An 11922-nucleotide genomic window follows, 5' to 3' on the forward strand; every position below is an offset into this window, starting at 1 on the left:
GTATTGCTGAATTTAAAAAAGAAGCAGGTTTATTTTATATGCGGCAAGTATAATCTGCGTTGCTCCCGTAGGCTTAGCCGCTAATATCTCTTTTTCCAGAACGCAATAGTGACGAAATTGCGCAAAATTCCTGATAATTTTATGAACAACGACCCTATTGGTGCAGCTGCACAGGCTTATTTAGCTGGTGCCCATGATGTAGAAATTACTGTAGAAAGCAATTTGGCAGAGGATGATGTAATTCCTGCTGTGTACCTGTTTCGCAGTGAAAATGAAATGCCAGAGCTTGAGTTGATTGCGCTGGAAGAGTGCCGTGGTCAGGTGTTAGACGTTGGAGCTGGTGTTGGGGCACATACGCTGGTGTTACAGCAGCGAGGTGTAGCTGCTACAGCCCTGGATTTTTCAGCGAGGGCAGTGGAGGTGATGAAACAGCAGGGCGTGCAACAGGTGCTGCATAAAGATGTTTATGACTTGGAAGCGGCTACCTATGATACGCTGCTCTTGATGATGAATGGCATAGGTATTGCCGGATCTCTGCTGGGGCTGGAGCGTTTTCTGGAGCACGCTAAAAAGCTGCTGAAGCCGGGAGGGCAGATTTTACTTGAGTCGGCAGATATACTTTATATGTATGAAGAGGAAGACGGATCAGTATTGCTTGATCTGAACGCTGGCTACTATGGCGAGATAAAGTATAATATGAAGTATAAAGAGCAGGAGAGTGGCTGGTTTGACTGGTTATTTATCGATGCCTCACTTCTGGAAGATTACGCAAACCGGTTTGGTTATACTTTGGAAGTGCTTTATGAGGGGGAAAATGGAAATTACCTGGCCAGACTAGAGCTAAATTCTTAGGGGGCAAGTATAACATACAGTAGCTACCCGAAGTAACTGGAGCAGAAGAGTGCCTTAGCTGCACAAGCGTTAAAAGTTGGTGTTGCTGTGGCACCATGAATTTAGTGGGAGCATTCCTTTGAAGCAGCGTCTGTGGCGCTAGTAGGTTTGATAGTACTCATGCGTGTGCACCAAGGCCTTGATTTAATTCACTAACACAGAACCGAGCAGCTAACAGGCGGTCTTTACTGCTTCTCACAAGCGCATATCCTGCTGATGCTGTTCAAGACCCACCGCTATACCTAACGCTGTTGGGAGAAGTGAGCGGGTGTTATACTTTAGATGTCTCCATTCGTATCGTGTTTTTAAAAGTGCCGTAGTAGTAAGGGAAAATCAGGAAGCCATGCAGGCTGCTGAAAATTCTGTTAGAAAGGCACATGAAAGAAAAGATAAAACTTACCTGGACCCTCACCAAACGCACCTTTAAAGAATTCGCTGATGATAAACCCTTAGATTATGCAGCCATTATCGGCTTTTATACTATTTTCTCGATGCCGGCAGTGCTTATCATTACCATACGCATCGCGGGGGTGTTTTTTGGCGAGGAGGCAGTCAGGGGCGAACTTGCAAATCAGATAGGGGGCATTGTGGGGCGTAACAGTGCAGAGCAGATTCAAAATATAGTGCAAAATGCTAGCCAGTCTTCTTCTTCTACCATTGGCACTGTTGTAGGTATAGCCACAATGGTTTTTACTGCTACCACCGTGTTTGTGGCATTGCAAGACTCTTTAAATGCCATGTGGGAGGTAAAGGCAAAGCCGGAGCGTGGTTGGCTCAAGCTCATTGTTGACAGGGTTCTTTCCCTGGCAATGATTATCAGTCTGGGGTTTCTGCTGCTTGTGTCCCTCTCTATCGATGTGGTTATGGGGCTGGTGAACGACTATATCCGGCAGGAGTTTTCTGGTATAGCCGTCTACTTTATAACTGCTGGTAACATCATCATCTCTATTTTAACCAGTATCCTGATTTTTGCTTCTATTTTTAAGGTATTGCCCGATGCAAAAATAAAATGGCCTAACGTATGGGTGGGAGCTACGGTAACAGCTTTGCTTTTTGTGCTGGGCAAGTATATACTAAACATATACTTTCAGCACGACCCGCTAGCCGATACCTATGGCGCTGCTGGTTCTCTGGTTCTGATATTGGTATGGGTGTATTATGCCTCTATTATCTTTTTGCTTGGAGCAGAGTTTACGCAGGTATACTCACGGGAGCACGACAAAGGGATTAAACCACAGGATAATGCGGTGAAAGTAGAAACGAAAGAAATTGAGAAGGAAGGGTAAAAAAGCAGGTTCCTGTAGCGGTATTCTACAGAAACCTGCTTGAAAAGTTCTTAATTTGCTTTTACAAAACGCATTTCTGTATCGAGTGCGCCGGCTCTTAGATACGCTAGAATAACAGAAGCATCAACTCCAAATACGCCCGCTATAGCAGCGGCATTGTTCGTATTAATGGTTGTAGAGACATCAAAGTTGTCAGCAGTTAACCTGTCTACATCTACCTCTCCGAAAGCTCCCATCGTTAGCTTCGTCTGATCTGCATTGAATTCCCAGGTACCTTCAAGATTCCGTTCCTGGCCATCATAATTGAAGGTTGCTATAAAGGTTTTATCTTCCTGAAAGTTCAGGCGTAAAGACTCGAATGTTTGGGCGTTACTACCAACACCCGGAAAATCTTTTAAGTTGATTTTATTGATGAACACTCTGTCACCTTTCCACTGGCTATCAACAAGAAGTTCTGTTTTAGTAGGCTCCGGTGTAGGCTCTTCATCGTCATCATCACTGCAGGATACAAGGGTGCTTACAGAGAGAAGCAGTAAGAAATAGTAGATAAAATTTTTGATGCGCATATTCTTCTAGTTAAGGTACAGAAGGTATAGCGCAAATTTTTTCAAATAGTTTAGCCCGGAGCCGGCAAAATTTGCAAGTCAAGAACTATAACTAGATGATGTTTACTTCCGGGCTTAGGCTGATGCCGAATTTATCTTCAACTGAGCCAATAATATCATAAGCCAATTGCCTGATATGTTCGCCACTGGCACCACCATAATTTACCAGCACCAGCGCCTGGTTTTTATGCACGCCATAGTTCTGGATCACTTTCCCTTTCCAGCCACACTGCTCTATCAGCCAGCCTGCAGGTACTTTTACGTGGGTGTCTGATACAGGGTAAGAGGGAATTTCCGGGAACTGCTGTTGCAATGCCTGGTACTGTGCCAAAGGTATTTCAGGATTTTTGAAGAAACTGCCTGCGTTGCCGATTTCCTTCGGGTTAGGAAGTTTGCTTTGGCGAATGTGGCAGACAGCGGCGCTGACATCTTTTATACTTGGTTGCTGCACCTGCATCTCTTCCAATGTTGTTTGTATGGCGCCATAGCTGGTGTTAAGCTTATGCTCCTTGTGCAACCTAAATGTAACGTGGGTGACAATGTACTGCCCTTTCAGCTCATTCTTAAATACGCTCTCGCGGTAGCCGAATTTGCAGGCGTCACTGTCGAACGTGTGTAGTTCACCACTTTCTATCTGCACAGCCTCCAGCTCATGAAACACGTCCTTGAGTTCTACACCATAGGCTCCGATGTTCTGAAGCGGCGCTGCACCAACACTGCCAGGTATCAGCGAAAGGTTTTCTACACCTCCCAGATTTTGCTGCAAAGTATAAAGTACAAACTCATGCCATACTTCGGCACCGCCAGCCTTCACAAGGATATGCTGCTCTGTTTCCTGTACTACTTCTATCCCTTTGATAGCATTCTGTAAAACTATGCCCTCGTAGTCTTGGGTAAGCAACAGATTGCTGCCACCGCCAAGTATGAGCTTCGGCTCCTGCTGCACTTCAGGCATCTGTAACAGCTCCTGTAACTCCTGCACTGTAGTAAAACGTGCAAAAAGTTTGGCCTTTACATCCATTCCAAATGTATTGTAAGGCTTTAGTGGGAAGTTGTGCTCAAGTTTCATAGAAGGTAAATTTGATGCAAAGATACAGGTTTAGGCTCCGACTTCCGAGTTGATTCTATAAGTTCTGGGTAAGAGGTAAGGCGTATTAGCAGAGACAGCTTTAAAGTATAAATCCCCAACTTATGGGGATTTATACTTCGTAAACCAGCGCAGGTATACTGTACTGAAATATCAATCCTCAAAAAACTTCACCCGCTTCGACATAAGCACCATAACGATCAAGCCAAGTATGGCTGTCGCCAGGAAAATGAAGAAGCGGCCATAGTTCTGGAAAATAAGGTCGCCGATGAGAAAGAGGGTAGAGTAGACCATGACCACGGCAGAAAACCAGGCAACCAGCAGGTGGTATACCTTGGTTTTAGGTTTAGGCAGGCCCAACGACTTTCGGACAGGTGCCCACGCACCATCAGGCTGTATTCTTTCATAGAAAGCCTGTAGCTTGCTTTCCGGCGTAGGTCGCGTGGCATAGGTAGCTATAATCCAGACGATGGTGGTAAAGCCTACAGTCAGGAAAAAACTATCGGGAAACTCCCAGCCAAGTATAAATTTGGCAACTCCGTATCCTACAAATGGGGCAATGGTAGCAGCTATTTCGCTCCAGGCATTAATACGCCACCAGTACCACCTCAGTATAAGCACCAAGCCTAAACCGGCTCCTGTTTCCATAATAAAGGCCCACACAGCTGCAATCGAAGTTATTTGCGTCGTGATGGCAAGCGAAACGAGCATTAAGAGCAGTGTTGTAATACGAGATGCGTACACCAGCTGTTTCTGGCTTGCATTGGGTTTAATAAAGCGACCGTAGAAGTCGTTGATAATATAGCTGGCTCCCCAGTTTAATTGTGTAGAGATGGTGCTCATATAAGCAGCAAAGAAAGCAACCAGCAGGAGCCCTTTCAGGCCGGGTGGCAGAAAATCCTTCATCGCCATCACAAAGCCCAGTTTCTCATCGCCTGCTGCCAGGTTCGGGTACAGCACTAAGGCAGACAATGCCACTAAAATCCATGGCCAGGGGCGAATGCAGTAATGGCCGATCTGGAAAAACAGGGTAGCATATAAAGCGTGTTTCTCATTTTTGGTGCTCATCATGCGCTGCGCAATATAACCGCCGCCACCTGGCTCGTTGCCCGGATACCAGCTGGCCCACCATTGTACTGTTGTGAAGGCAAGAAAAGCTCCCAACGAAAGCGTAAGCGTTTGGCCTATTTCAGAGCCAGTACCCACTCTAGGGAAATAATCTAAGGTAGAGGCCGGCAGTTTAGCTTTCAAGCCGGATATGCCTCCAATTTCTTCAGAATTAACTACCAGATAGGCTAAAATCACGCAGCCTATGATGGCAATAAAAAACTGAATGACGTCTGTAATAGCCACACCCATCAAACCTGACATAGAAGAATAAGCGACCACAATTAACATGGCAATGGCCACGTATACCAGTTGCTCACTTTTGGGCACTTCAAAAAACACTTCTATAATGGACATCAACGCCACATTTACCCAACCAATAATCAGGCTGTTCATAAAAATTCCTAAGTAGATAGCCCTGAAGCCCCTCAGAAAAGAAGCGGGTTTACCTGCGTAACGGATTTCTATGAACTCTAAATCAGTGATAATGCCGGCTCGCCGCCAGAGGCGGGCAAAGAAGAACGTGGTGAGCAAGCCACCCAACAACATGTTCCACCAAAGCCAGTTACCGGAAATACCGCTTTGCGCTACCAACTCAGTTACTGCCAGTGGTGTGTCGGCCGCAAATGTGGTAGCTACCATTGAGGTACCAGCTACCCACCAGGTCAGGTTGCGGCCACCTAAAAAGAAGTTGGCCATACTTCCGCTAGCTTTGCCGGTATAACTTAGGCCGATGACTAAGGTCAGAATTCCGAATGCGCCAATTACGATCCAGTCGATCAGGTCGAGATGCATGTATAGTTTTTAAAGAATGAGAAATCAGGGCTGATAATTGTTAAGCAGCTACCTAAAGCCGCACAAAATAAGAAAAGCAGCATATAGTTGAAAGTTATTCCGAAAAGTAATAGCATCTGCCACCAACAAGCATCCTGCTATAATACAAAGGCTAAACTTTGGCCGGCACTTGTAGTTAAAGAAGCACTTCTATGTATGATAGAAAATGCTTAAAAGTATGAGGTTATCCTGCTCCAAAGAAAAACTGCTACCTTTGTAGTATTATAAAGTATACTATGGCGAAGAAAACTCAGACTGAGAATTTTAACATAACCGTAACTACCCTTTCGGGTTTAGAAGATGTACTGGCCGAAGAGCTTCGTGCGCTGGATATGGAATTTATAAAAGTAGGCAATCGCGCCGTTACCTGTTCCGGTAACCAACGGCAGCTGTACGAGGCGAACCTTTGGTGCCGCACAGCTATCCGCGTGCTGAAACCGATCTACCAGTTTAAGGCTCGGGATGAGAAAAACCTGTATGAGCAGGTTCAGACAATTAACTGGTCTGACATACTGGATGTGAACATGACTTTTGCCATAGATGCCGTTGTGAGCCACTCTACATTTGAACACTCGCTGTATGTGTCTCAACTTACCAAAGACGCTATTGTAGACCAGTTCCGAAGCAAAACAGGCGAGCGCCCTTCTGTTGATCGCATACGTCCTGACATCCGCCTGAACCTGCACATGCACGAGAACATGGTCACGCTATCGCTGGATTCTTCGGGAGACTCGCTGCACCGCCGTGGCTACCGCTTGCAGACGAACGTAGCGCCGCTAAACGAAGTACTTGCTGCTGGCATCATCGGCCTTTCTGGATGGGATAGAAAATCTACCTTTATAGATCCGATGTGCGGTTCAGGTACATTTCTGATCGAGGCAGCCATGATGGCTCAGAATATTGCGCCCGGGCTTTACCGCCGCGACCCTTACGGTTTCGAAAAATGGAAAGACTATAATGAGGCACTGTTAAAGATGATCTGGACCACAGCCGAAGCAAAGGCAAAAGATGCCCCGCAGGCTCAAATTCTAGGCTTTGACCTTGATGCTGATTATGTAGCAGCTGCTTTGGCTAACATAGAAGAGGCAGGACTTGAGCAAGTCATAAAGGTGGAAGAGGCTAACTTCTTCCAAACCACAGCGCCTTCAGAGCAAGGGGTGGTCGTGATGAACCCACCTTACAATGAGCGGATTTTGTCTGACGATATCAACCTGCTGTACAAGAATATTGGGGATACGCTCAAAAATAATTACCAGGGCTTTGATGCCTTTGTACTGACTGGTAATCTGGAGGCTGCCAAAAATGTAGGGTTGCGCACTTCTCGCCGTATACCTTTATACAATGGCTCAATTGAATGCCGCCTGCTGAAGTATGAGCTATACAGAGGCAGCCGTAAAGGAGGGCAGGAGCAAACGACAGAGGCAGAGGGCGAAATATAAGCATTAACCTTTAGCAGTAAATACAAGCAGCTGACTTTCTACCAGAGGGCCAGCTGTTTGCTTTAAATGCTATTTCGCTATTCTTTCTGCTAAGTTAAGCAGGTAAAGCAATAGCTTGTAGCGCTCTATCTGCTGCTTAAGAGTATAAACATTTACTATCAGAGATAAGGTCAACAAGAAAAACAGAGCACCTTTCTGCCAATCAAATAAGCTAAAGAAGAAGTTAATATCGAAAATTTGGGCGAGGCACATACCTGTAAAAATAACCCCCATACCTACTGTAAGAGGTCGCATAATCTTATACCTGTTAGATGCCCTTTTTAACTTTCTTTCAAATGATGCTTTTGTACCATCATTCAAAGTACCTGTGCTGTTTTTATTTTCTTTAGAAAGAATCTCTTCTATTTTTTGTAGCACCTCCTGCTTTATTCCAACAGTGCTGTCAGCTGAAAATAAGTTGTTGTCCATCATGAATCAGGTTTTTAAATACATAGCCACTTAACCTTTTCATAAACCAGTTTATGAAGCGCTTGATGCAAGTTTATCGAAGATAAAAGTTTAGCAAGTTTAAAGCAATAAAGTATGGTGACTATACTCTTTTGTTTATGAAAGTATTACCACGCTTTCTTTGAGGCAATCACTTCTACTATTTGCCAGCCAGTCTGGTCTTCCTTTAAAATGTAAACTGTATCTCGCTTCTTGGTAACAGAGCTTCTATTTACTGCGGCATAAGTTAAGACTGCTATTTTACCATCCTTGCTAAACAATGGGAAAGTCATGCGCCCTATCTCCTTATAGAATAATTTGCTGATTCTTGAATTTATAAATTTGGTCTTACTTATAAGGCTTAACTCTTGTTCAGACCATTTTACTGGATGGTAATCCTGTATCTGCTGTTGGTAATAAGTAGAATCATACACATTATCTATTTCCTTCAGAGCAGAATGGATGGACCTGTCGAAGGTAATGGGTGCTACACATAGGATTGTTGTAGAAGGCACATTAGGGAAAACGCGTTCTGTAGCGTAATTTCCGTCAAAATGATAGGGCGAAATTTGTAGTGCCAAGTTAAAGATTGACTTATTTAAAATGCCTTTCTCAATCAAAGCATTTAGCACATTTTCAACTTCATCTTCTGTTCCCCGAGGCTGACCAAAAGCATTTAAACTAGATAAGATCAAGAGAATGAGGAGTGCCTTTGTCATAGTTCGTGATGCTTAACTAACAGTTACATCTTATGAAAATCGAGGTATAGCCGCATTTTAGTTATATGTAGGGATATCAGGTTCATTCCTATAGCGAGTTGATGTACGCCTCATAACCACTTTTAACCAGAACATCACGAACTGGAAGCTCATAAACTTCTTTCCAGGAGCCGGCTCCATTATTCTTCTCATAAAACTCTATTATCCTGAAGCCAAGCCAATAGCAAATAGTTTTAGGTGCGTCCTCAAAGAGTTTTTCACCTCTGTGCATCCCACAGCTGCAGGAGTAGGGAGTCTGGGTTTCAGATGAAACAAAAAGATAAGGTTTAGCCTTCGTAAAGATTTCCTTTTCGTGTTGCATATACCAAGCCCACTCATCTTCCGTCATATTCTCTACGGCTCTGTTTCGGGTAAGCTCACCATCAAAATATTTATAAGTATAGTAGCAGGAAAGCCCTTCATCTATTGTGTTTAGCAGCGCTGTGTATCGGTCAGGGTCATTAACTCGGGTAGGCTCATATGCTAAGTGGTTAATTTCATGGGGCAAGCCCTCCGTTACTACTCTACTTAGGTCATGCTCAGTGTCCATCAGGTCAAGCGCAAACATGTACTGGTCACATCCTCCGATCGAAAGTCCTTGCAAGGGAGCAAAGACAATGCTTATTTTAGCCTTGGGTTTATGCTTATCAATTATTGTTGTGAAGCCCTTCAAACTTTCAGCTAAAACTGAATCAATGTTTTGTTGCAGAAGCTCACGCACCCGAAGCTCCATGAAATTTCTATTTTCCTGATACAGTTTCCTGTTCCAGTCTGCCATTCCCTTTTGGGTATTGAATTTTTCTGCATTCTCCTCACCAAATATCATGGCGTAGCACCCGTCCCACAGCTTTTGATGTCTCTTGTAAACCTTTTCAATAATAAGCACACTGTCATAAGAATCTCCTCTGTTTGCCAGCAGTTGATGCTTGAAAGAGTTATAAACAGTAATATCACCTATCTGAACGCTATCCTTTACCTGTTCCAGACTTGTGTAAAGGTCAGGCTCGGCTATAGCCTTTGAACTAGAACTTTGGCTGTGCTGTGTGCAAGAAACTTGTGCGAAGAGCAAGCCAAGAATTAAAAAACAGAAAAAGCTTCTCATTTGCTATAGTGGTTTGATTTCTGTTAATGTGCGCCTGTAGACGAGGGGAGAGGTAAAGTCGCTAAAGTGCTTCACTGAGTTTTAGTCTTAAATAAGGATTTAGTACCGTATGTAATTCACCACCTTTAGCATCAAGTATCATCGGCACCATTAAATTTGGCAGCCATACTTGCGGAAAAAGAATACATACTTTCTATTTTACTAAAGTACCTATATAAGGTACAAAAAAGTACGAAACCTACAAAATAAACAGTAGCCGTTATAGCTACATGAGTACCATATAAAACAGCAGCGGGAGCATCTATATCAGATGCTCCCGCTGCTGTTTTATACTTGAATTATATTTTAGATTCTTCTGATCTGGGCACCAATTGCGTTTAAACGACCATCAATATTTTGATAGCCACGGTCTATCTGCTCCACGTTGTCGATAATACTTTTACCTTCAGCAGACAAGGCCGCAATAAGCAAAGCTACACCTGCACGAATATCCGGAGATGTCATACGAATGCCTCTCAGCGGAAGATGGTTATTCAAACCTATTACTGTAGCGCGGTGTGGATCGCAAAGTATGATTTGCGCCCCCATATCTATTAGTTTATCAACGAAAAACAGGCGGCTTTCAAACATCTTCTGATGTATCAGCACAGTGCCTTTTGCTTGCGTAGCCGTTACCAGTGCCACACTAAGCAAGTCAGGAGTTAAGCCTGGCCAAGTATGGTCGGAGATATTCAAAATGCTGCCATCAATGTATGTATCCACCTCGTAGTGGTCCTGCTCAGGGATAAAGATATCATCGCCTCTGAACTCCATTTTAATACCCAGGCGCTGAAATGTTTCTGGAATCAGGCCAAGTTCAGGTATCTGGCAGTTCTTGATGGTGATTTCTGACCCTGTCATAGCGGCCATACCTATAAAAGAGCCAATCTCGATCATGTCAGGCAGCATACGGTGCTCGGTTCCACCTAACTTTTCTACACCCTCAATGACTATCAAATTAGAGCCAATGCCGCTTATCTTGGCACCCATGCGATTAAGCATACGGCACAACTGCTGCACGTAAGGTTCGCAGGCAGCATTGTAAATAGTTGTGATACCTTCAGCCAGTACGCCTGCCATCACTACGTTAGCCGTACCTGTTACAGACGCTTCGTCCAGCAGCATGTAAGCACCTTTCAAGCGATCTGCGGTGGCACTGTAAAAAATATCCGGGGTGTCGTAGTTGAACCGGGCGCCTAATTTCTCCAGACCTACAAAGTGGGTATCCAGGCGGCGGCGACCGATTTTGTCTCCACCCGGCTTAGGCATCTTTGCCTTTCCGAAGCGGGCTAACAGCGGCCCCACAATCATAACCGATCCACGAATGGCACGGCCCTGCTCCACAAACTGTTCTGTCTCGAGGTATTCGAGGTTTACGTTGTCAGCTGTAAACGTATAGGTGTCAGGAGCAATGCGCTCTACTTTCACACCCATATCCTTTATCAGTTCAATCAGTTTATTTACATCTCTGATGTCTGGTACATTCGAGATAGTGACAGGTTCAGCAGTAAGCAGAACAGCACACAATATCTGAAGCGCCTCGTTTTTAGCACCCTGCGGTTGGATGTCGCCTTTTAGTTTATTGCCGCCTATTACTTCAAAAGAAGCCATGTATTACTTGTTTCTAGGATTGGAGGATCGGTTACTCTTTTTGTTGCGGGCGTTGTTGTTGCTCTGGTTTTGCGAACGCTGCTGGTAGCTGTTGTTGTCCTGCTGCTTGATGTTTGATTCAAACAGGTTGTTGCTTTCAATGTAGCTCAGGTCCATATCCAGTTTACCATTCGATATTTCGCGAATGTCACCCAATATCACATCATCTGTGATGTTTTCTTTATTGTAAGAGCGGTAAAGGGTCTTCATGAGTTTACCGATAGAAATAATGGCAGCCTCGCGTTCTTTCTCATCTTCTGCTTCCATGCCGCGCTGTACCAGCAGTTCTACGTTTTTGCCGTAGTGCTTATACTTCGGGGTGTCCAGCGGATACTCCATCTTCTGTGGCTTATCATTCAGGTACTCCATCGCGTTCAGCGGGTAAGGTGCATCCACATCCAGGGTAGAACCAGACATCACAAAAAGGTGGTTCCACAGTTTCTGCTGGTAATCTTGCGTATCGCGAAGCTGTGGGTTAAGCTTCGCCATCAGGTTTATGAGCAACTGCGATTGGCGGGTACGCTCGCTACGGTCTTCGAGTTTGGTAATATAGTTTACCAGGTCCTGCACGTTGCGGCCGTATTCACGCAGTAAGAGGTCTTGTTTAAAAGAGGTACTAGCTTCCATTATATCTTTAT

The 11922-nt window shown here is 44.5% G+C and carries 11 protein-coding genes; 3 read left to right on the top strand and 8 right to left on the bottom strand.

Going from position 1 to position 11922, the window contains the following annotated elements; all coding sequences use genetic code 11:
• Positions 1-141: 141 nt before the first annotated feature.
• Together ACFQ2O_RS15820 and ACFQ2O_RS15825 are read left to right on the top strand one after the other, a co-directional pair.
• A complete protein-coding gene (locus ACFQ2O_RS15820; protein WP_377529775.1) occupies positions 142-852 on the top strand; it encodes a class I SAM-dependent methyltransferase in 711 nt (236 codons plus the stop codon).
• A 416-nt stretch (positions 853-1268) separates the two neighbouring features.
• Positions 1269-2177, top strand: coding sequence for a YihY/virulence factor BrkB family protein (locus ACFQ2O_RS15825; RefSeq protein WP_377529779.1), 909 nt, complete (start codon positions 1269-1271; stop codon positions 2175-2177).
• Positions 2178-2227: 50 nt separating this feature from the next.
• Here ACFQ2O_RS15825 and ACFQ2O_RS15830 read toward each other — a convergent pair whose 3' ends face one another.
• The 3 genes from ACFQ2O_RS15830 to ACFQ2O_RS15840 form a co-directional block, all read right to left on the bottom strand.
• A complete protein-coding gene (locus ACFQ2O_RS15830) occupies positions 2228-2743 on the bottom strand; it encodes a hypothetical protein (protein WP_377529783.1) in 516 nt (171 codons plus the stop codon).
• 91 nt (positions 2744-2834) lie between these two features.
• A complete protein-coding gene (murB, locus tag ACFQ2O_RS15835) occupies positions 2835-3851 on the bottom strand; it encodes a UDP-N-acetylmuramate dehydrogenase (protein ID WP_377529786.1) in 1017 nt (338 codons plus the stop codon).
• Between the two features lie 171 nt (positions 3852-4022).
• Positions 4023-5771: a sodium:solute symporter family protein gene (locus tag ACFQ2O_RS15840; protein WP_377529790.1), complete on the bottom strand. Its 1749-nt coding sequence runs from the start codon at positions 5769-5771 to the stop codon at positions 4023-4025.
• A 275-nt stretch (positions 5772-6046) separates the two neighbouring features.
• On the opposite strand from ACFQ2O_RS15840, the gene ACFQ2O_RS15845 reads away from it, so the two are divergent.
• A complete protein-coding gene (locus tag ACFQ2O_RS15845; protein WP_377529794.1) occupies positions 6047-7249 on the top strand; it encodes a THUMP domain-containing class I SAM-dependent RNA methyltransferase in 1203 nt (400 codons plus the stop codon).
• A gap of 69 nt (positions 7250-7318) precedes the next feature.
• Here ACFQ2O_RS15845 and ACFQ2O_RS15850 read toward each other — a convergent pair whose 3' ends face one another.
• The 5 genes from ACFQ2O_RS15850 to ACFQ2O_RS15870 all read right to left on the bottom strand — a co-directional run.
• On the bottom strand, positions 7319-7720 hold the full coding sequence (locus ACFQ2O_RS15850) for a hypothetical protein (protein WP_377529798.1): 402 nt from the start codon (positions 7718-7720) through the stop codon (positions 7319-7321).
• A 143-nt stretch (positions 7721-7863) separates the two neighbouring features.
• Entirely contained in the window at positions 7864-8454 is a 591-nt protein-coding gene (locus ACFQ2O_RS15855) for a hypothetical protein (RefSeq protein WP_377529803.1), read from the bottom strand.
• A gap of 88 nt (positions 8455-8542) precedes the next feature.
• Complete coding sequence (locus ACFQ2O_RS15860; RefSeq protein ID WP_377529807.1) at positions 8543-9379, bottom strand: DUF2268 domain-containing putative Zn-dependent protease; 837 nt, start codon at positions 9377-9379, stop codon at positions 8543-8545.
• Positions 9380-9940: 561 nt separating this feature from the next.
• Positions 9941-11245 carry a UDP-N-acetylglucosamine 1-carboxyvinyltransferase gene (gene murA, locus ACFQ2O_RS15865; protein ID WP_377529812.1) on the bottom strand — a complete coding sequence of 435 codons (1305 nt, stop codon included), beginning with the start codon at positions 11243-11245 and terminating at the stop codon, positions 9941-9943.
• A gap of 3 nt (positions 11246-11248) precedes the next feature.
• On the bottom strand, positions 11249-11922 hold a 674-nt coding region (locus tag ACFQ2O_RS15870), incomplete at its 5' end, for a DUF4290 domain-containing protein (protein WP_377529816.1).

Source organism: Pontibacter rugosus (genome assembly GCF_042678745.1).
Taxonomy (GTDB): domain Bacteria; phylum Bacteroidota; class Bacteroidia; order Cytophagales; family Hymenobacteraceae; genus Pontibacter; species Pontibacter rugosus.